Annotated in this window: 15 protein-coding genes; 12 read left to right on the forward strand and 3 right to left on the reverse strand. The window is 67.5% G+C overall.

What is annotated here, in order from left to right; genetic code table 11:
• Nucleotides 1-145 precede the first annotated feature (145 nt).
• Both ACFYWY_RS32470 and ACFYWY_RS32475 read right to left on the reverse strand, forming a co-directional pair.
• Nucleotides 146-1066, reverse strand: coding sequence for an FG-GAP repeat domain-containing protein (locus ACFYWY_RS32470; RefSeq protein ID WP_389193161.1), 921 nt, complete (start codon nt 1064-1066; stop codon nt 146-148).
• Nucleotides 1067-1271: 205 nt separating this feature from the next.
• Complete coding sequence (locus ACFYWY_RS32475) at nt 1272-5111, reverse strand: GH92 family glycosyl hydrolase (RefSeq protein ID WP_389193163.1); 3840 nt, start codon at nt 5109-5111, stop codon at nt 1272-1274.
• Between the two features lie 513 nt (nt 5112-5624).
• Between ACFYWY_RS32475 and ngcE the strand changes: the two genes are divergently transcribed.
• The 12 genes from ngcE (at nt 5625) to ACFYWY_RS32535 (ending at nt 20239) form a co-directional block, all read left to right on the forward strand.
• Nucleotides 5625-7073, forward strand: a complete 1449-nt coding sequence (gene ngcE, locus ACFYWY_RS32480; RefSeq protein ID WP_389193166.1) for an N-acetylglucosamine/diacetylchitobiose ABC transporter substrate-binding protein — start codon at nt 5625-5627, stop codon at nt 7071-7073.
• 49 nt (nt 7074-7122) lie between these two features.
• A complete protein-coding gene (locus tag ACFYWY_RS32485; protein WP_389193169.1) occupies nt 7123-8046 on the forward strand; it encodes a carbohydrate ABC transporter permease in 924 nt (307 codons plus the stop codon).
• Nucleotide 8047: 1 nt separating this feature from the next.
• Entirely contained in the window at nt 8048-8965 is a 918-nt protein-coding gene (locus ACFYWY_RS32490) for a carbohydrate ABC transporter permease (protein ID WP_389193172.1), read from the forward strand.
• A 95-nt stretch (nt 8966-9060) separates the two neighbouring features.
• Nucleotides 9061-9546, forward strand: coding sequence for a MarR family winged helix-turn-helix transcriptional regulator (locus tag ACFYWY_RS32495; protein ID WP_389193175.1), 486 nt, complete (start codon nt 9061-9063; stop codon nt 9544-9546).
• A 2-nt stretch (nt 9547-9548) separates the two neighbouring features.
• Nucleotides 9549-9992: a MarR family winged helix-turn-helix transcriptional regulator gene (locus tag ACFYWY_RS32500; RefSeq protein WP_389193178.1), complete on the forward strand. Its 444-nt coding sequence runs from the start codon at nt 9549-9551 to the stop codon at nt 9990-9992.
• Nucleotides 9993-10204: 212 nt separating this feature from the next.
• Entirely contained in the window at nt 10205-11404 is a 1200-nt protein-coding gene (locus ACFYWY_RS32505; protein ID WP_389193181.1) for an ROK family protein, read from the forward strand.
• A 122-nt stretch (nt 11405-11526) separates the two neighbouring features.
• Nucleotides 11527-12639, forward strand: coding sequence for a substrate-binding domain-containing protein (locus ACFYWY_RS32510; RefSeq protein ID WP_389193184.1), 1113 nt, complete (start codon nt 11527-11529; stop codon nt 12637-12639).
• A 183-nt stretch (nt 12640-12822) separates the two neighbouring features.
• Nucleotides 12823-13611 carry an ATP-binding cassette domain-containing protein gene (locus ACFYWY_RS32515; RefSeq protein WP_356229827.1) on the forward strand — a complete coding sequence of 263 codons (789 nt, stop codon included), beginning with the start codon at nt 12823-12825 and terminating at the stop codon, nt 13609-13611.
• Complete coding sequence (locus ACFYWY_RS32520; RefSeq protein ID WP_389193188.1) at nt 13608-14888, forward strand: sugar ABC transporter permease; 1281 nt, start codon at nt 13608-13610, stop codon at nt 14886-14888. The genes ACFYWY_RS32515 and ACFYWY_RS32520 overlap by 4 nt, the downstream gene beginning before the upstream one ends.
• A gap of 183 nt (nt 14889-15071) precedes the next feature.
• Entirely contained in the window at nt 15072-16985 is a 1914-nt protein-coding gene (dxs, locus tag ACFYWY_RS32525; protein ID WP_389193191.1) for a 1-deoxy-D-xylulose-5-phosphate synthase, read from the forward strand.
• Nucleotides 16986-17127: 142 nt separating this feature from the next.
• A complete protein-coding gene (locus ACFYWY_RS32530) occupies nt 17128-18645 on the forward strand; it encodes an amino acid permease (RefSeq protein ID WP_389193194.1) in 1518 nt (505 codons plus the stop codon).
• Nucleotides 18646-18742: 97 nt separating this feature from the next.
• On the forward strand, nt 18743-20239 hold the full coding sequence (locus tag ACFYWY_RS32535) for an ArnT family glycosyltransferase (protein ID WP_389193350.1): 1497 nt from the start codon (nt 18743-18745) through the stop codon (nt 20237-20239).
• Here ACFYWY_RS32535 and ACFYWY_RS32540 read toward each other — a convergent pair.
• Nucleotides 20215-20601 (reverse strand): NTP pyrophosphohydrolase, encoded by a 387-nt coding sequence (locus ACFYWY_RS32540; RefSeq protein WP_389193197.1) that lies wholly within the window; start codon nt 20599-20601, stop codon nt 20215-20217. The genes ACFYWY_RS32535 and ACFYWY_RS32540 overlap by 25 nt on opposite strands.
• Nucleotides 20602-20644: the final 43 nt, after the last annotated feature.

Below are 20644 nucleotides of genomic sequence, written 5' to 3' on the forward strand. Positions count from 1 at the left end.
AACGCTCGGCTGGGAGACCCCAGCCGAGCGCCTGCACAAACTGCTCGCGGCCTGATCAAACCGACCACGTGTTGCGACAATCCCTAGAAACCGCCGTGACGGGGTGCGGCCCTTCCGTATGAGCGGTGAGCTCCGGGCTACGGGATCAGAACAGCTTGTTGTAGATGTTGAAGCCGGAGCCGACCTTGGTACGGGCGCTGAACGGGGCGGCGGCGTTGCCGGTGCCCTTGTACAGCCACAGGGCGCCCGCGGCGTCGCGCGCGACGACGTCCGTGCGGCCGTCCAGGTTCAGGTCACCGTTGGCGATGATCTTGTTGTAGATGTTCCAGCCGGAGCCGACCTTGGTACGGGCCGAGAAGGGCGCGGCAGCGTTGCCCGTGCCCTTGTACAGCCACAGCACGCCGGACGCGTCCTTGGCGACGATATCCGCGCGGCCGTCACCGGACAGGTCGCCCTTGCCGGTGATGTGCGTGTAGATGTTCCAGCCGGAACCGGCCTTCACGCGCGTCGAAAAGGCGCCGGTGCTGGTGCCCTTGTACAGCCAGAGCACACCGGACTTGTCCCGGGCGAGGACGTCGTCCGACGCGGTGCCGCCGAGGTTGCTCGGGGACAGGACCAGGTTGTAGATGTTCCAGCCCCGGCCCACCTCCCGGGCGCCTGCGTCGTCGCCGTACGCGACGTAACCGGCGTTGTCCCAGGTCCAGGCGCCGTCGTACTGTCCGTCGCCATTGAGGTCGATCGACGCGGCGAGCTTGATCGCGTCCCAGCCCCCGGAGACGAAGTCGCGGGTGGCGAAGCCTCCGCTGCCGTTCGGGCCGTAGACGTAGGCGTTGGTGTTCTTGTCGACACCCCAGAGGAGGAACACCGGGGTGGTGCCGGCCTGCACCGCGGCGGGCGCGTTGGACGGCTCGGCCACAGCAGCGGCCATGTCGGCGCTCTTCGGGGCGGGAGCCGGGTCGTCGGCCACGGCGGACCCGGCGGTGGTGCCGACCAGGGCAGCGGCTATGGCTGCGACGGCGAGACGCGTCAGGACGCGTCCGCGCTTACGGCCGGGAAGATTGGCCACGTATTTTTCTCCATGTGCGTGATGAGACGCGATGTGCCTCATGAGGTCATCGCAGGATCATCAGGATCGTTGCACAACATCTTTACCAGTCAATCGGTTTGAAGGGGAATCAGCGGGTCCGGGAGGGGGGCACAGGGGGACAAACGGGCCCGCATCCGGAGGAACCGAATGCGGGCCTGTCTGGTGGTGTGATGAACTCGTGACGTCAGGAGAGCAGCTCGACCTCCGCGAGCGTCCCCGAACCTGTCGCCACCAGCCGGTACTTGGCGTACGTCCCGGGCGCGCCCACCGTGAAGACGCGGGTCTGCCTGTCCCAGGCGAACGACTGGCCGGACCGCTTGTCGAGGTCCTTCCAGTCCGTCCCGTCCTGCGACCCCTGCAGCACCCATCCCGCCGGGGCCTTCGCCCGTGCCGACGAGGTGAGGGTGTACTGCACCGCCCGGGTCTTCGATGCCACCGGCAGCTCCGCCGTCTCGAACGTCGCCTCTGTGGCGGAGGCGTTGTCGAAGAGCGGACCGCTCGCCGTGATCACATCGTGGCGCGGCGACGGCACCTTGTCGTCCTGGGTGATGGAGACCGGGGCGGCGTTCTTGCCGGTACCCCACGAGGACGGCTTCGGGCCCATCGCGAACTCCAGCGTGCCGCCCTGCGCGATCAGCTGATGCGGCAGAGCAGTGGAGTTCCAGGTCTTGCCGTTCACCCTCAGACCCTGGACGTAGACGTTCTTCGCGCTGTTCTTCGGGGCCTTGACCACCAGGTCACGGCCGTTCTCCAGATGCACGGTCGCCTTGGTGAAGAGCGGCGAACCGATCGCGTACTCGCCACTGCCCATCACCAGCGGGTAGAAGCCGAGCGCGGAGAAGAGATACCAGGCCGACTGCTCGCCGTTGTCCTCGTCGCCGTGGTAGCCCTGCCCGATCTCGCTGCCGGTGTAGAGGCGGGAGAGCACCTCGCGCACCTTCTCCTGGGTCTTCCAGGGCTGAGAGGCGGCGTTGTACATGTACGTGACGTGGTGGGCGACCTGGTTGGAGTGGCCGTACATGCCCATCCGGACATCGCGGGCCTCCGTCATCTCATGGATGACGCTGCCGTAGGAGCCGACGAACTCGGGCGAGGCCGTCTCCGGGGTGGAGAAGTAGCTGTCGAGCTTCTCGCCGAGCGCGGAGCGTCCGCCGTAGAGATTGGCGAGGCCGCGGCTGTCCTGCGGAGCCGTGAAGGCATAGCCCCAGCCGTTGGTCTCGGTGTAGTCGTAGCCCCACACCCGCGGATCGTACTTCTCGCTCTCGACCCGCCAGTCGCCCTTCAGATCGCGGCCCTGGAAGAAGCCGGCCTTGGAGTCGAAGAGCGTGATGTAGTTGCGGGCCCGGTTGAGGAAGTACTCCGACTCCTCCTGATAGCGCGCCTTCTTGGTCTTCTTGAAGAGGGCCTGGCCCATCTTCGCGAGGCCGTAGTCGTTGAGGTAGCCCTCCAGCGACCAGGACAGCCCCTCATGGGTCTCGGTGGAGGCGTAGCCGAGGAACGGCGAGGTCTCCATGCCCTTGCGCCCGACGCCCGAGCTCGGCGGGACCACTGACGCGTTCTTCAGCGCCGCCTCGTACGCCGCCTCTGCGTCGAAGTCCACGCCCTTGACGTACGCGTCGGCGAAGGCCACGTCCGAGCTGGTGCCGGTCATCAGGTCGGCATAGCCGGGCGAGGACCAGCGGGAGATCCAGCCGCCGTCCTTGTACTGCTGGACGAAGCCGTCCACCAGCTCGCCCGCCTTCTTCGGGGTGAGGAAGGAGTACGCCGGCCAGGTCGTCCGGTAGGTGTCCCAGAAGCCGTTGTTGACGTACACCTTGCCGTCGACGATCTTCGCGCCGGTGTGGGTCGGAGTGTCGGGCCCGGTCATGGGGGAGAACGGGCTCGCGTACTGGTGCTTGGGGCGGGACGCGGTGCCGGTGTTCTCGAAACCGGAGTTGGGATAGAGGTACAGCCGGTACAGGCTGGAGTAGAGAGTGGTGAGCTGGTCGTGGTTCGCGCCCTCGACCTCCACCTTGCCGAGGAGATCGTCCCAGGCGCTCTGTGCCCGGTCCTTGACCCGCTCGAAGCCCGTGCCGGCCGGGATCTCGTCGGCGAGGTTCTTCTTCGCCTGGTCGACGCTGATCAGTGAGGTCGCCAGCCGGAGACCGACGGTGCGGTCCTCGCCGGCGTCGAAGCGGAGGTGGCCGCTCACGCCGTCGGCGCCCGACGCGGTGACCGGCGCGTCGAAGACGCCGTACAGGAAGAGCCGGGTGGCCCCGGTGGACAGACCGCTCTTGACGTCCGAGAAACCGGTGAAGGAGCGGGTGGCCGGATCGAGGGTCAGCCCGCCCTCCTTGGTGACGTTGTCGAAGATGATGCTCGCGTCGTCACCGGGATAGGTGAACCGCATCATCGCCGCGTGATCCGACGGGGTGATCTCGGCCTTGAGGCCGTTTTCGAAGGTGACCCCGTAGTAGTGCGGACGGGCGGTCTCCTTCTCGTGCCGGAAGGCCAGGGCGCGCTTGGTGCGGTCGGTGTCCGGTGTGCCCGCCGCCGCCGACGGCATCAGCTGGAAGGTCTGCCGGTCGCCCATCCAGGGGCTCGGCTCATGGCTGGCGCTGAAGGCCTGCACGGTGGGCAGGTTGTCCGCGTTGTTGCCGCGCGCGTACTCGTACAGCCAGCTCCTCGACGCGGCGTTGGTCACCGGCGTCCAGAAGTTGAAGCCGTGCGGGACGGCGGTCGCGGGGAAGTTGTTGCCGCGCGAGAAGGAGCCACTGGAGTTGGTGCCGCGGGTGGTCGACGCGTAGTCCGAGAGGTGGGCGAGCCTCTTCTCGGGAGCCTTGGGCGCCAGCGAGATGTCGTCGACCCAGCCCTGGAACTTCGCCGGGCCCTTGGGGGAGTCGTACGCCACCAGGATCCGGTCGACCGTCTTGCCGGCCGCGACCGAGCCGATCCTGGACGCGACATGGTTCCACTGGTTGACGTAGAGCCGCTTGGCCGCGCCCTGTCCTTGCGGGGACAGCAGCCCGCCGTGCGAGTCGAGCGCCCGAAGATCACTCAGATAGGCGCCGTCGGTGAAGACGAGGTCCACCGACGCATTCGTGGCCGGATAGTTGAGATCCGTCTCCGGAAGGGAGGGGAAGACCCGGTATGACAGCTGGGTGTCGCGGCCCACGGCCGTATTGACGTCGAAGACCTTGTTGTACGAGTAGGCCCGGCCATCCGCCTTGTGGGTGCCGGCGTACTTCAGCGCCCGCGTGCCGGTGAAGCCCGCATTGGCCTTGGCGGTGGGGGAGCCGCCGGGCCCGCGGTCGACCTGGCTGCGCATGTCGTCGGGAGTGGGCGTGCTGGTGTCGCCGTTGGAGAACTGCACATCGGCGAGCTGGGTGGCGTCGCCGGCGCCGTTGTTCTTGGTGATCTCCAGCCGGTAGTGGGCGTACGCCGTCGCGTTCGTGCCATCGCCGACGTTGTACGTCTTCGTCTCGAAGCGCTTCTCGAAGGTCTGGCCCTCGCGGGAATCCAGGACCTTCCATTCCTTGCCGTCGGCCGAGCCCTTGAGGGTCCAGTCCTTCGGGTCGCGCTCGGCGTGGTCGTTCGCCGAAGTGAGCGCATACGTGACGACCTTGACCGGTTCGTCCGTATCGAACTCGATCCAGGCGGTCGGCTCGAAGCCCAGCCATTTGGTGCCCGGCTGCAGGTCGACCAGGTTCTCCTTGGTCTCACCGGCGCCGGTGTTCTCGTTGCTGGCGCGCAGCTCGATCACCTTATCGGTGATATTGCCTGGTATTCCGCTGGAGAATCCGCCATCCACGCCGGATGACCGTTTCTGTCCATCTGCTCCGATGTCAACGGTATTGCGCCAGTCCGGCTGGGGCTCTTCCGCCTCGAAGGACGAGGCGAATTCCCGGTCCGCCGAGGGGGATTGGGCGGACGGCGCGGGGAGTGCCACGGCGGCCGACTGGGCCGTCATCACGAGCATGGAAGCGGCAGCCACCAGGGCTGCCGCGTGGAATGGTCTCAGCTGAGGTCTGGGGGTGGGCTGCATCCCGGGGCCTTTCCTCCAGTGGAAGCCACGTTGGACAACGTTGTCAGGCGCGATGCGCAGGCTCCAGTAGGGAGGTAAGTGCCATACGGTGTCAAGGGTGTTGACGGGGTGAGGCGGCTGGATTCAGCCGTTCGGCGAAGAACGCTGTGATCGTATGGGTGCGCACGCGACTCAGGTGTCCGCGAGGTCTCAACTCGGGAAAGACTGCTGCCCAACCTTGCTCTCGATCTTGCTCACCCGATGTGAAGTGGACTATACCTGTCGGCACCCGCATAGCTGTTCCACAGCGGCAGCGGGCCAGGGGGGACGGGGGAAGGCGGACCGGCGTCTGCAATTCGACTGCCGTCCGCGGAAGATCCGTTCCCGCTGCCGACCGTGCACGACCCAAGCTTCACTGAGTTTCCCCCCGGGAAGACACAGCAACTGACTGCGGTGGCGGGGCCCTTCGCCTCAGGCGAGAAGGACGGGCGACCGGTACACCGCCTGAGTCCTGGAGAAGGCGAGGACTTGAGCATGGGATCCACCTCCGCCCACAACAATGAGGGCCTTGGCCGTCGTGATCTGATCAAGCGTTCCGCAGCAATCGGTTTGATCACCGTTCCGACGATGAGCTTCCTGTCTGCGTGTGCGAGCAGCGACGGCGGCAGCGAGAACAAGGTCGAAAAGGGCAAGAAGACCGCCAAGAACCCGCTCGGTGTCAATGAAACGGCGCAGCTCGAAGTCGTCATCTTCGACGGTGGCTTCGGCCAGCAGTACGCCCTGGACGCCGAGAAGAAGTACCAGGAGGCCTTCCCCAAGGCGCCGAAGGTCAAGCACCGCGCGACGCAGAAGATCCAGTCGGAGCTGCAGCCGCGCTTCAACGGCGGCACCCCGCCGGACCTGATCGACAACTCAGGCGCCCAGCAGATGGACATGGGCGTCCTGGTCGGCAAGAAGCAGCTCGCCGACCTCACCCCGCTGCTGGACGCGCCGTCCATCGACGACCCGAACAAGAAGGTGCGCGACACGCTGCGCCCGGGCATCGTCGAGATGGGCCAGTTCGACGGTGACCCGGTCTGGATCCTCTACTACGCGTACACCGTGTACGGCGTGTGGTACTCCCAGACCGCCCTGGAGAAGCTCGACTCCACGTACCCGGAGACCTGGGACGAGATGCTCGCCCTGTGCGAGAAGGCGAAGAAGCAGGGCATCGCCGGCTGGACGTACGCGGGCAAGCACCCGTACTACCTGCCGTTCTCGCTGTACCCCTTCATCGCCAAGATCGGCGGCCGTGAGGTCCTCGACGCGATCGACAACCTCGAGCCCAAGGCCTGGGAGCACCCGGCCGTCAAGGCCGCCTTCGAGGCGTACTACGAGCTCTTCAAGAAGGGCTACATCCTCAAGGGCACCCCCGGCATCGACCACATCCAGTCCCAGACGGCCTGGACCGAGGGCAAGGCGCTCTTCATTCCCAACGGCTCCTGGGTGGAGAACGAGGCGGCGAAGACCACGCCCAAGGACTTCAAGATGATGGTGGCCGCGCCCACCGGCCTCGACAAGTCCGACAAGCTGCCGTTCGGCACCATCTGGGCTTCCGGCGGTGAGCCCTTTGTCGTCCCGGCCAAGGCGAAGAACGCCGAGGGCGGCATGGAGCAGCTGCGCATCATGCTCAGCGAGGCCTCGTCGAAGAGCTTCACCCAGCAGGTGAAGTCGCTGACGGCGTTCAACGGCGGCACCGACGGCCTGACCCTTTCGACGGCGATGCAGTCCGGTGTCGACGCGCTGAAGAAGGCAGGCGAGAACGTCGTCAATCCGCGCCTGCAGGACTGGTACGTGAAGCTGCAGAAGGAGCAGATCGGCGTCGCCGGACTGGGCGAGATGATGGCGGGCCGAGCGACCCCGGCCGAGACCATCAAGAAGATTCAGGGCTTCGCGGACGCGGCGGCCAAGGACCAGTCCATCAAGCACTACAAGCACCAGTGAGATCGCGTCACCAGCGGCGGCATTCGCCGGAAGATCGGGGTCGGTAACCATGCAACACGGCAAGTACCGGTTCATCGTGGGGTTCTTGGCGGCCCCACTGGCGTTGTACGCAATCTTCGTCATATGGCCGTTCATCCAGTCCATCTACTACTCCTTCACGGACTGGACCGGCCTGAGCCCGGACTTCAAGATGGTCGGCTTCGACAATTACAGCCGAATGCTGGACGACGACATCTTCTGGAAGTCGCTGCAGCACAGTCTGTGGTTCGCGCTGCTGCTGCCGCTGGTGACGCTCGGCCTCGCGCTGTTCTTCGCCTTCATGCTCAATGTCGGCGGGCGGCGCCGTAAGGGCGCCGCCATCGCCGGTGTGCGCGGTTCGGCCTTCTACAAGATCGCGTACTTCTTCCCGCAGGTGCTGTCGATCGCGATCGTCGCCCTGCTGTTCCAGTTCGCGTACAACCCCAACGAGGGCGCGATCAACGGGGCGTTGCGGGCTGTGGGCCTCGACAGCATCCAGCCGGGCTGGCTCGGCGACCCCGATCTCGCCCTGTGGTGCGTCATGGCGGTCCTGGTCTGGAGCACGGTCGGCTTCTTCGTCGTGCTGTTCTCCGCGGGCATGGCGTCCATCCCCAGGGACTTCTACGAGGCGGCGCTGCTGGACGGCGCGAACCGGTTCACCACCTTCTTCCGGATCACCCTGCCGCTGCTGTGGGACACCGTGCAGTCGGGCTGGGTCTACATGGGAATCCTGGCCCTCGGCGCGGAGTCCTTCGCGGTCGTCCAGATCATGACCGTGGGCCCCGGCGGACCGGACTACTCAACGACGGTGCTCACGCTGTACGTCTACCAAACGGCGTTCCGCGACGGCCAGGCGGCATACGCGACAACGATCGGTGTCGCCCTGCTCGTTGTCACGCTGGCCTTCGCGGCCGTCGTGATGCGGCTCGGCCGGCGCGAGCGGCTGGAGTTCTGACATGAAGACGACTGACACCCCGCCCGCCGGTATCTCCGAGGACCGCCCGCCGGTGGTGAAGACGACAGTGGCGCCCGCCAGGACGAAGAAGACCGAGGGCGGCGTCCTCAACGTCTTCTCCCACGGTGTGCTCGTCATCTGGGCGATCATGGTCGTCCTGCCGCTGCTCTGGGCGGTGATGACCTCGTTCAAGACCGACAAGGCCATCTTCACCTCGCCGTGGTCACTGCCCGACACGCTGCACTTCGAGAACTGGTCGCGCGCGTGGAGCCAGGCGCACATGAGCGACTATTTCCTCAACACCGTTCTGGTGGTGGGCGGTTCGCTGATCGGCACGCTGCTGTTCGGCTCCATGGCCGCGTACGTCCTGGCGCGTTTCGACTTCCCCGGGAACCGCTTCATCTACTTCCTCTTCATCGGAGGAATGAGTTTCCCCATCATGCTGGCGCTCGTGCCGCTGTTCTACGTACTGAACAACGTCGCCCTGCTGAACACGCTGCACGGCCTGATCCTGGTGTACATCGCCTACTCCCTGCCGTTCACCGTCTTCTTCCTCACCGCCTTCTTCCGTACGCTGCCGAGCTCGGTGGCCGAGGCGGCGATCATCGACGGGGCCTCCCACACCCGGACGTTCTTCCAGGTGATGCTGCCGATGGCGAAGCCGGGCCTGATCAGCGTCGCCATCTTCAACTTCCTCGGGCAGTGGAACCAGTACATGCTGCCGACCGTGCTCAACACCGAGCCGGAGAAGAAGGTGCTCTCCCAGGGCCTGGTCGAACTTGCCGTCAGCCAGGGTTACAAGGGTGACTGGTCCGGTCTCTTCGCCGGTCTGGTGATGGCGATGCTGCCGGTGCTCGCGGCGTACATCATCTTCCAGCGGCAGGTGGTCGCCGGTCTGACCGCGGGCGCGCTGAAGTAGGAGCACCACACGGAACCCCGGCCCCTCGCGAGGGGCCGGGGTTCCGTGCTTCAAAACAGTAGCCATGTACATAGTAGCCATGTATGGTATTTGCTGTGAACGCAGCATCCGAAGGCCCCACGCCCGGCTTCCTGGTCTGGCGGCTGTCGATGAAATGGCGGGTCGCCGTCGACCGGGCCGTCGCGCCGCTGGGTCTGACCCACGCCCAGTACTCACTGGTCGCGTCGCTGCTCGGCATGGAGCGCTCCGGGCTGCGGCCCAGTCAGCGGCAGCTCGCAGACCGCACCGGCCTCGAACCGCTGTACGTCTCGAAGCTGGCCCGCGCCCTGGAGGCGGCCGGTCTCGTCGAGCGCGCCCCGGACCCCGCCGACACGCGCGCGGTCCAGCTGTCGCTCACCCCCGAGGGGCGTGAGATCACCCGGCGCGCGATCAACATCGTCCAGCGGCTCCTGGATCAGCTTCTGGAGCCCCTGGGGGGTCTGGACGGGCGGCGTACCGAAGTGCTCTCGCGCGAGCTGGCGATCCTGCTCGACACACCACTCGACTCACCCGACCCGCTCGACCTCCCGACCGAGGAGTAGTCATGTCCACTGCACCCACCCTCAACGGCCAGGTCATAGGCCAGGCCCACTATGCGACCCGGGCCCTTCTGGAGACCGTCCTGGCTCCCACCGGCACCACGTTCAATCAGTCGGTGGCGCTGAACGCCGTCGCGGACGGCGGTGAGGCCGTCGGGCACGGCGCCCTCGTCGCCCGGATGACCGGTGCACTGAAGATCGACGAGTCGGCGGTCCTGGCAACCATCGGCGAGCTCGCCGAGTCGAAGCTGCTGGAGACCCTGCCCGGTGACACGTCCCGCCTCCGCATCACGGAAGCGGGCCGGACGCTGAACGGACAGATCCGGGCGGCAGTCGCCGAGATCACAGAGCGGCTCTACGGCGGCCTGCCGGCCGAGGACCTGCAGACCGCGGGCCGCCTGCTCACCCTGGTCACGGCCCGGGCCAACGCCGAGCTGGCGGCCGACTAGACGCCCGGAATGCTCCACTTCGCCGATCGCTGTCCCAGCTGTCGCCCGGCCTCGCTCATCCGCGGTTGTCTCCGCTCAAGGACTTGACGGGATAAGGCCCGAGAGTTGAGCTTAGAGTTCACAAGTTGGAGAAACGTCGGGTGTCGCTTCGCGGTGGCCCCGGCCGGGGGCGGCCGTCGTGCCGCCCGCCGGGGGCAGGAGTGGATGGGTCAATGGAGACTCCGGGGTCGCAGACATCTCTGCACCGGGCAAACCTGGAGCGGGTCGTACGCGCCGTTCGTATGGCGGGCTCGCTCACGCAGGCGGAAATCGCGAGGAGCACAGGTCTCTCCGCAGCAACGGTCTCCAATATCGTTCGCGAACTGAAGGACGGCGGAACCGTCGAGGTCACCCCCACCTCGGCCGGCGGACGCCGGGCACGCAGCGTCTCGCTCAGCGGCGACGCGGGCATCGTCATCGGCGTCGACTTCGGCCACACCCACCTGCGCGTCGCCGTCGGCAACCTCGCCCACCAGGTGCTCGCAGAGGAGTCCGAGCCGCTCGATGTGGACGCCTCGTCCGCGCAGGGCTTCGGCCGGGCCGAAGCGCTGGTCACCCGGCTGATCGCGGCGACCGGGATCGGCCAGGACAAGGTGATCGGGGTCGGTCTCGGCGTACCGGGTCCGATCGACGTGGAGTCCGGCACTCTCGGCTCCACCGCGATCCTGCCGGGCTGGACCGGGATCAACCCCAGCGAGGAGCTCTCCGGGCGGCTCGGCGTGCCTGTGTACGTCGACAACGACGCCAACCTCGGCGCCCTGGGCGAGCTGGTCTGGGGCAGCGGCCGGGGAGTCCGGGATCTCGCGTACATCAAGGTCGCCAGCGGCGTCGGCGCGGGTCTGGTGATCGACGGCCAGATCTACCGCGGCCCGGGCGGCACGGCCGGCGAGATCGGCCACATCACGCTGGACGAGTCGGGCCCCGTCTGCCGCTGCGGCAATCGCGGCTGCCTGGAGACGTTCGCCGCCGCCCGCTACGTACTGCCGTTGCTCCAGTCGAGCCACGGACCCGATCTGACCATGGAGCGCGTGGTGCAATTGGCGCGCGAGGGTGACCCCGGCTGCCGGCGCGTCGTCGCCGATGTCGGGCGGCACATCGGCAGCGGCGTGGCCAATCTGTGCAACCTGCTCAACCCGAGTCGCGTCGTCCTGGGCGGAAATCTTGCGGAAGCGGGAGAATTGGTTCTCGGACCGATCCGGGAGTCGGTCTCCCGTTACGCGATTCCCAGCGCGGCACGTCAGTTGTCCGTCCTTCCGGGGGCGCTCGGAGGGCGTGCCGAAGTGCTGGGTGCGCTGGCCTTGGTACTCAGCGAAATGGGCGATTCGACCCTTCTGGACAGCCCGCTCCCTGCCGGAGCACCTGCCTTCATTTAGATAACGAATGGCACCGTTGTCATCTCGTTAAGGATTTACTCCTTGACGCTGGCAGTGGGGCCGAGTTGACTTCCAGCCACCTCGGCCGCAGCGACGCGGCCTCGTCAGGGAGGTTTTCGAAGATGAACATGCGCATGCGTCGTGCCGCCGTTGCCGTAGCAGCCACCACGATGGCTGTTTCCCTCGCCGCGTGTGGCAGCGCCAAGGAGTCGGGCGACCAGACCAAGGAGACCGGCGCCGGTAAGGGCGACGCGATCAAGATCGGTCTGCTGCTGCCGGAGAACCAGACGGCGCGCTACGAGCAGTTCGACAAGCCGCTCATCGAGAAGAAGATCAGCGAGCTGACCAACGGCAAGGCCGAGGTCATCTACGCAAACGCCAAGCAGGACGCGACCGTGCAGAACCAGCAGGTCGACACGATGATCACCAACAAGGTCGACGCGCTGATCGTCGATGCGGTGGACTCCAAGGCCATAGCCGGCTCGGTCAAGAAGGCCAAGGACCAGGGCATCCCGGTCGTCGCCTTCGACCGCCTGGCCGAGGGTCCGATCGACGCCTACACCTCTTTCGACAACGAAGAGGTCGGCCACGTCCAGGGCAAGGCGCTCCTCACCGCTCTCGGCGCCAAGGCCAAGGACGGCCAGATCGTCATGATGAACGGCGCCGTCACCGACCCGAACGCCGCCCTCTTCAAGAAGGGCGCGCACGCCGAGCTCGACGGCAAGGTGAACATCGGCAAGGAGTACGACACCAAGGAGTGGAAGCCGGAGAACGCCAACGCCAACATGGAGGCCGCGATCTCGGCCCTTGGCAAGGACAAGATCATCGGTGTCTACTCCGCCAACGACGGCATGGCGGGCGGCATCATCACCGCCCTGAAGGCCGGCGGCTTCGCCAAGCTCCCGCCGGTCACTGGTCAGGACGCCGAGCTCGCCGGTGTGCAGCGGATCGTCGCGGGTGAGCAGTACGCGAGCGTCTACAAGCCGTACGCGCCGGAGGCCGCTGCCGCCGCCGAGATGGCCGTCGCGCTCGCCAAGGGCGAGAAGCTCGACTCCATCGCCAAGGAGAAGGTGGACAGCCCCACCAACAAGGGCATCCCCTCCGTGCTGGTCCCGGTCGTCTCGCTGACCAAGGAAAACATCAACGACACGGTCATCAAGGACGGCGTGTACACGGCCGCCCAGATCTGCACCCCGAAGTACAAGGCCGCCTGCGACGCACTCGGTCTGAAGTAAGTCCCCCCAGCCTTACGGGACTTACGCCCCCTGGAAGCCCGTCCGGTGCTCCGCCCCTCATACAGCCCCAGCCGTCGGGGCGGGGCGCCGTACAGAAACGCTTCTTCCCTTCTGTTCGCTTCTGCTCAACCACCGCGCCCGTTCCCCCGGCGCGGCATCCCCGCCGGTCAGGCGGCGAAGGAGATGGTTCACGTGTCCGCTACGCCCGTGCTGGCGTTGCGCGGGGTCTCCAAGCGATTCGGTGCCGTTCAGGCGCTCACCGACGTAGAGCTTGAGGTCCACGGCGGCGAGGTGGTCGCCCTCGTAGGCGACAACGGCGCCGGAAAGTCCACGCTGGTCAAGACGATTGCCGGCGTGCATCCCATCGATGAAGGCGTCATCGAGTGGGAAGGCAGGTCCGTATCGATCGACCGGCCGCACGACGCCCAGAACCTGGGTATCGCGACCGTCTACCAGGACCTCGCGCTGTGCGACAACATCGATGTCGTCGGCAACCTCTACCTCGGCCGGGAGATCCGCAAGCGCGGCATCCTCAACGAGGTCGAGATGGAGCGCCGCGCCCGCGAGCTGCTCGACACGCTGTCGATCCGCATCCCCAGCGTGCGCATCCCGATCGCCTCGCTCTCCGGCGGTCAGCGCCAGACCGTGGCCATCGCCCGGTCCATGCTCGGCGAGCCGAAGCTCGTCATCCTCGACGAGCCCACCGCGGCCCTCGGCGTCGAGCAGACCGCCCAGGTTCTCGACCTCGTGGAGCGGCTGCGCGAGCGCGGCCACGCGGTGATCCTCATCAGCCACAACATGGCCGATGTGAAGGCCGTCGCGGACAAGGTGGCGGTGCTCCGGCTCGGCCGGAACAACGGCGTCTTCGACGTCAAGGTCACCTCGCAGGAAGAGATCATCTCCGCCATCACCGGCGCCACGGACAACGCCGTCACCCGGCGTGCGGCGCGCACCACGGAGGTTCAGAAGTGAACACACAAAAGACCTCCACTCCGCCCGTCGTCAACCCCGAAGCCGCTCACGACGCGGTCACCGCGGTCGACCCCCGGCTGCTCGTCCGCGAGCAGGGCTTCGCCGGCTACCTCACGGAGTTCAAGCGCAAGCTGCACTCCGGTGACCTGGGCTCGATCCCCGTGATCATCGGCCTGGTCATCATCGCCGTGGTCTTCCAGAGCCTGAACTCGAACTTCCTTTCCGCGCAGAACCTCAGCAACATCGCGGTCACGATGGTCGCCACCGGCATGATGGCCGTCGGCATCATCTTCGTGCTGCTGCTCGGCGAGATCGACCTGTCGGTCGGCTCGGTCAGTGGCGTCGCCGGCGCGATCGCCGCCGTCATGAGCGTCACCCATGGCATGAACGAGTGGCTCGCCGTGATCGTCGCGATCGTCAGCGGCGCGGTCATCGGCGCGCTCCACGGCTTCTTCTTCGCCCGGATCGGCGCACCCGCGTTCGCAGTCACCCTGGCCGGGCTGCTCTTCTGGCTGGGCTTCATGCTCCAGCTCCTCGGCGACCAGGGCACGATCAACCTGGACGGCGAGGGCGTGGTCGGCAAGCTGACCACGTACTACTTCACGGACGTCGCAGCCGCCTACGGCCTCGCGGCGGTCGCGGTGGCCGGGTTCTTCCTCTCGGCCTTCTTCGACGCCCGCCGCCGTGAGGCCGCCGGCATCCCGTCCCGGCCGCTCGTCGACATCGTCGTGCGTACGGTTCTGCTCGCCGTGGTGGCCTTCGCCGCCGCGGCCATGTTCAACCAGTACAAGGGCCTGCCGCTGGCGCTGGTGCTGTTCCTCGTGGTGCTGGTGGTGACGGACTTCGTACTCCGTCGGACCACCTACGGCCGCAAGATCTTCGCGCTCGGCGGCAGCGTCGAGGCCTCCCGTCGTGCCGGTATCAACGTCACGGCGGTCCGGATCTCGGTCTTCTCGATCGCGGGCACCTTCGCCGCCATCGGCGGTCTGTTCTGGGCGTCCAAGATCGCGGCGGCCAACCAGAGCGCCGGCGCGGGAGACCTGCTGATGAACGTCATCGCGGCGGCCGTCATCGGCGGCACCAGCCTCTTCGGCGGACGCGGCCGGACCTGGAACGCGCTGCTCGGCGTCATGGTGATCGTCTCCATTCAGTACGGACTCGCGCTGGAAGGCATCGCCACCCCGATCCAGTACATGATCACCGGTGGCGTGCTGCTGGCGACCGTGGTGATCGACTCCGTCACCCGCAAGACACAGAAGACCGCGGGCCGCGCCTGACCGCGGCTCCGCACGAGTGCCCGGCGCCGTTCGCGGTGCCGGGCACTCCTGCGTATGCGTGCACCTCTGCGTGTTCACCCGAATGCGTGATGTAGATCGCACCGCCCGGCGACCGGTGCCGCGGACGGAACATTAGACTCGACAAACCGGCAAGCTAGACCGCACAACTGCAAGGAGGCACGGGTGGCGCTGCTGACCCGCATCACGGGACCGCGCGATCTGGACCGGCTCAGCCCGGAGCAGCTGGACCAGCTGGCTGCCGAGATCCGGACCTTCCTCGTGGACGCCGTCTCCAAGACCGGCGGCCACCTCGGTCCCAACCTGGGCGTGGTCGAACTGACCATCGCACTGCACCGTGTCTTCGACTCCCCGAAGGACAAGGTCCTCTGGGACACCGGCCACCAGAGCTACGTCCACAAGCTGCTGACAGGCCGACAGGACTTCACCAAGCTCAAGATGAAGGGCGGCCTCTCCGGCTACCCCGCGCGTGCCGAGTCCGAGCACGACATCATCGAGAACTCCCACGCATCGACCGTGCTCGGCTGGGCCGACGGCCTCGCCAAGGCCAACGAGGTGCTGAAGAAGGACGACCACGTCGTCGCCGTCATCGGCGACGGAGCCCTCACCGGCGGCATGGCCTGGGAGGCCCTGAACAACATCGCGGCCGCCAAGGACCGCCCCCTGGTGATCGTCGTCAACGACAACGAGCGCTCCTACGCCCCCACCATCGGCGGCCTCGCCAACCACCTCGCCACACTGCGCACCACCGACGGCTACGAGCGGTTCCTGGCCCGCGGCAAGGACATCCTGGAGCGCACCCCCGTCGTCGGGAAGCCGCTCTACGAGACTCTGCACGGCGCCAAGAAGGGCCTCAAGGACTTCATCGCCCCGCAGGGCATGTTCGAGGACCTCGGCCTCAAGTACGTCGGCCCCATCGACGGCCACGACATCGAGGCCTTGGAGTCCGCGCTCGCGCGCGCCAAGCGCTTCGGCGGGCCCGTCATCGTCCACTGCCTCACCGAGAAGGGCCGTGGCTACCAGCCCGCCCTCCAGGACGAGGCGGACCGCTTCCACGCCGTCGGCAAGATCCACCCCGACACCGGCCTGCCGATCGCCAGTTCCGGCGTCGACTGGACCTCCGTGTTCGGCGAGGAGATGGTCAAGCTCGGCAAGGAGCGGGCGGACATCGTCGCGATCACCGCGGCGATGCTGCAGCCGGTCGGCCTCGACAAGTTCGCCAGGGCCTTCCCCGAGCGGGTCTATGACGTCGGCATCGCCGAGCAGCACGGCGCGGTCTCCGCCGCCGGCCTCGCGACCGGCGGACTGCACCCCGTCTTCGCCGTGTACGCCACCTTCCTCAACCGCGCCTTCGACCAAGTGCTGATGGACGTGGCCCTGCACAAGTGCGGCGTGACGTTCGTGCTCGACCGGGCCGGCGTCACCGGCACCGACGGCGCCTCGCACAACGGCATGTGGGACATGTCGATCCTGCAGTGCGTGCCCAGCCTGCGGATCGCGGCCCCGCGCGACGCCGACCAGGTGCGCGCCCAGCTGCGCGAGGCCGTCGAGGTCGACGACGCGCCGACCGTGGTGCGCTTCTCCAAGGGCGCGGTCGGGCCCGCCGTGAAGGCCGTCGGCAAGGTCGGTGGCATGGACGTCCTGCGCACCGCCGGCACGGATGTACCCGATGTGCTGCTCGTCTCCGTCGGCGCGCTCGCCCCGATGTGCCTGGAGATCGCCGATCTGCTCGACGCCCAGGGCATCACGACCACCGTCGTCGACCCCCGCTGGGTCAAGCCGGTCGACGAGGCCCTGGCGCCCCTCGCCGAGCAGCATCGCGTCGTCGTCACCGTCGAGGACAACAGTCGTGCGGGCGGCGTCGGTTCGGCCATCGCCCAGGCGCTGCGCGACGCGGGCGTCGACGTACCGCTGCGCGACTTCGGCATCCCGCCGCGCTTCCTCGACCACGCCTCCCGCAAGGAGGTCATGGCGGAGATCGGCCTGACCGCGCCGGACATCGCCCGCCAGGTCACCGGCCTCGTCTCCAGGCTGGACGGCCGGTACGACAGTGAAGCGGTGGAACCCGCGCGAGACTGATCCGTGTCGCCGATGGGCCGGCCGGGCACCCTGTATGGGTGGTCCGACCGGCCCATTCGCATGAAATCCACCCGTACGGGGCTGTTCCGGGCCATCGATGTCCCAATCATGGCGTTCACGACGAGTGCGTGGAGGTACGCCGGTGAGTACGCAGCAGGACACAGGCCCAGGCGGAGACGGGCTGTTCAGGACCAAGACGGTCGAACAGTCGATCCGAGACACCGAAGAGCCGGAGCATGCGCTCAAGAAGTCCCTCTCCGCGCTGGACCTGACGGTCTTCGGGGTCGGGGTCATCATCGGCACCGGCATCTTCGTGCTGACGGGCAAGGTGGCCAAGGAGACAGCAGGTCCGGCCACCGCCCTCGCGTTCGTGGCCGCGGGCATCGTCTGTGGCCTCGCCGCCCTCTGCTACGCCGAGTTCGCCTCCACCGTCCCCGTGGCCGGCTCCGCGTACACGTTCTCGTACGCCTCGCTCGGTGAGCTGGTCGCCTGGACCATCGGCTGGGACCTGGTCCTGGAGTTCGCCCTCGGCACCGCCGTAGTGGCGGTCGGCTGGTCGGGCTATGTCCGCTCGCTGATGGACAACGTCGGATGGCACATGCCCGAAGCGCTCTCCGGGCCCGATGTCGCGGAAGGATTCGGCTTCGATCTCCTGGCCTTCCTGCTGGTGCTGATTCTGACCGTCATCCTGGTGCTCGGCATGAAGCTGTCCGCCCAGGTCACGGCGGTCGTGGTCGCCATCAAACTGACCGTGGTCATGATCGTGATCGTCGCGGGCGCGTTCTTCATCAAGGTCGCCAACTACTCGCCCTTCATCCCCAAGGCCCAGCCACAGCCCGCCGGTGCGGGTCTGGACGCCCCCCTGATCCAGCTGCTCTTCGGTTACGCGCCCACCAACTTCGGCATCATGGGCATCTTCACCGCCGCCTCCGTCGTCTTCTTCGCCTTCATCGGCTTCGACGTGGTGGCCACCGCCGCCGAGGAGACCAAGGTCCCCCAGCGGGACATGCCGCGCGGGATCCTCGGCTCGCTCTTCATCTGCACAGTGCTCTACGTTGCCGTGTCGCTCGTGGTCACCGGCATGCAGCACTACTCCGAAATGTCGGTGAGCGCCCCACTCGCCGACGCCTTCAAGTCCGTCGGACACCCCTTCTACGCCGGTGTCATCAGCTTCGGGGCCGCGGTCGGCCTCACCACGGTGTGCATGATCCTGCTGCTCGGGCAGACCCGGGTGTTCTTCGCGATGAGCCGCGACGGTCTGCTCCCGCGGTTCTTCTCCGTCACCCACCCGCGCTTCCGCACGCCCTACCGGCCGACCATCCTGCTCGGCGTGCTCATCGCCGTCATCGCGGGCTTCACCAGCATCAACGAGCTTGCGACGCTGGTGAACATCGGCACGCTGTTCGCCTTCGTCGTCGTCGCGCTCGGCGTGATCGTGCTGCGCCGCACCAGGCCCGACCTGCACCGCGCCTTCCGCACCCCGTGGGTGCCGTTCATCCCGATCCTCTCGGTGGCCGCGTCGATCTGGCTGATGCTCAATCTGCCGGCCGAGACCTGGGTGCGGTTCGCCATCTGGATGGCTTTCGGCTTCCTGGTGTACTTCGTGTACGGGCGCCACCACAGCCGCCTCGGCAAGATGGGCCCCGACGCCGTGTACTAGACCCTGTTCTGCCCGGCCCCGTATGTCCCGCTTCGGGGGGACTGCGGGGCCGGATACTGTGCTTTTCCGGGTGACCCCCGGACCCCGAAAGGCAGGCATGCTCGTCGAGCCGCCGTCATCACTACGGTACGTATCCGCAACCGCGTTGCCCCGGCAGCGAGGCCGTGCCCGGTCCGCCGTCCCCCCGCCCGGCTACTGGCGGCGGCTGCTTCCGGCGCTGGCCCTCCTCGCCCTCGTCACCCGCATCCCGTCCTTCGGACGCCGGCTGTGGAACCCGGACGAGGGCTATCTCGCCGTCCAGGCACGGATACTGGCCGACGGGGGAGCGCTGTACGACACGGTGGTCGACCGCAAACCGCCGCTGCTGCCCCTGCTGTACCAGGCGTCCTTCGCGGTCTTCGGCGACGAATCCCTGCGCTCCGTCAAGCTCCTGGCGGTCGTCGCCCAACTGATCACCGCCGCCCTGCTCGCGGGCATCGCCCGCCGCCGCTGGGGCGACCGGGGCGGACGCACCGCCGGGGTCCTCTATCTGCTGGTCTCCATCGGCCTCAATCCGCAGGACGCGCAGGCGGCCACCTTCGAGGTCTTCATGCTGCCGTTCACGGCGGCCGCCATCTGGTGCGCGGACCGGGGCCGCTGGGCCGGGGCGGGCCTCGCGGTGGCGGGGGCCTTCCTCACCAAACAGACCGGCGGAGCAGTCCTGGTCCCGGTCCTGTGGCTGCTCTGGCAGACGGCGCCGGCCCGAACAGCCCTGCTGCGCACGGGAGTCGGCTTCGCGCTCCCGGTGCTCTGCGCCGCCATGCTGACCACTCCGTACGGCTTTGTGTTCTGGACGGTGACAGGCTCGCGTGCGTACGCCTCCTTCACCGGCTCCGAACTCCACGTCCTGTTCCGGGCCGTGGTCAACGCCGCGCTGCTAGGCGCCGCCTGCGCCGGGCTGATCCCGCCGATCGTGCGCGTACTGCGCATCGCCAGGACCGGCGCCACCGATCTGTGGCTGTGGCTGGCGGCGTCGGCGGCCGCCGTGCTGATCGGCTTCCACTTCTTCGGCCACTACTACCTTCAACTGATCCCGCCGCTGGCTCTGTTGGCGACCGGAGCGCTGCAGATCCTGCCGCGCGACCGGCTCGCGTCGGCGTTGCTCACCTCGGCCTGCGGGTGCGCGCTGTTCCTCGCCTGGGGGATGCTGGCGCCGCGCCAGGAGCTGACCCACGCCGAGCGGCTCGCCGCGGCCGTACAGGCCCGTACAGGCCCATCCGAGCCGGTTCTGGTGTGGGGGATACACCCCGAGACGTACTGGCTGGCCGACCGGGCACCCGCCAGCCGGTATCTGACCGCCGGGCTGCTCACCAACTACAGCGGCGGCCGCAACGGTCCGCAGGTCGGTGAGAAGTACGCCGTGGACGGCGCGTGGACGGCCTTCGCAGGCGAGATGCGCAGCCGCAGACCGGAACTGATCGTGGACGACTCCCGCGGCAAACCGTTCGCTCCGGAGCGGATCCCCACCCTGCGCAGGCTGCTGTCCCGGCACTACGAGCCGCTGCCCGACGAGGTCGACGGCGCGGTGCTCTACGTACGCTCGCCGGACGGCTGAACCGCCCGCGGTCCCATGCACTCTGCGCCGTACGCCTCCACCCGCCGTCTGAGCTCCCGGTCGGCCGTGACCACGACGCAGGGCCGGCCGGCCGCGCGCTCGGACACCAGCTCCACGATTCTGTCGTCCCCGCTGCCCGGCGCGGACTCGGCTCGCACCTTGGGCACACTCTCCACCCCGCGGGCTGCCCCCTCAACGACGAGCACCACCTCGACGGGACCGGGATGCCCGGGCAGTCCGGCCGCGGCGACATCGACCAGCCGGTCGCGCAGCCGCTCGGCTGCCCCGCGACGGTCGCGCCACCAGCCGTCGGGCACTGAACCGACCACATTTGCGGCGTCGACGATCACAAGCGTTTGCATCAGAAATCCCCAAAAATTAGCCGCCCGGCTGGGTGTTATTGTC

The sequence above is a fragment of the Streptomyces sp. NPDC002870 genome (assembly GCF_042888505.1).
Classification (GTDB): domain Bacteria; phylum Actinomycetota; class Actinomycetes; order Streptomycetales; family Streptomycetaceae; genus Streptomyces.

Excerpts from the sequence above, each read along its gene's own strand:
- ACFYWY_RS32540 (WP_389193197.1), bottom strand. The coding sequence starts at position 20,601 with ATGCAAACGCTTGTGATCGTCGACGCCGCAAATGTGGTCGGTTCAGTG.
- ACFYWY_RS32475 (WP_389193163.1), bottom strand. The coding sequence starts at position 5,111 with ATGCAGCCCACCCCCAGACCTCAGCTGAGACCATTCCACGCGGCAGCC.
- ACFYWY_RS32500 (WP_389193178.1), top strand. The coding sequence starts at position 9,549 with ATGTCCACTGCACCCACCCTCAACGGCCAGGTCATAGGCCAGGCCCAC.
- ACFYWY_RS32485 (WP_389193169.1), top strand. The coding sequence starts at position 7,123 with ATGCAACACGGCAAGTACCGGTTCATCGTGGGGTTCTTGGCGGCCCCA.
- ACFYWY_RS32490 (WP_389193172.1), top strand. The coding sequence starts at position 8,048 with ATGAAGACGACTGACACCCCGCCCGCCGGTATCTCCGAGGACCGCCCG.
- ACFYWY_RS32505 (WP_389193181.1), top strand. The coding sequence starts at position 10,205 with ATGGAGACTCCGGGGTCGCAGACATCTCTGCACCGGGCAAACCTGGAG.
- ACFYWY_RS32510 (WP_389193184.1), top strand. The coding sequence starts at position 11,527 with ATGAACATGCGCATGCGTCGTGCCGCCGTTGCCGTAGCAGCCACCACG.
- ACFYWY_RS32515 (WP_356229827.1), top strand. The coding sequence starts at position 12,823 with ATGGTTCACGTGTCCGCTACGCCCGTGCTGGCGTTGCGCGGGGTCTCC.
- ngcE (WP_389193166.1), top strand. The coding sequence starts at position 5,625 with ATGGGATCCACCTCCGCCCACAACAATGAGGGCCTTGGCCGTCGTGAT.
- ACFYWY_RS32535 (WP_389193350.1), top strand. The coding sequence starts at position 18,743 with ATGCTCGTCGAGCCGCCGTCATCACTACGGTACGTATCCGCAACCGCG.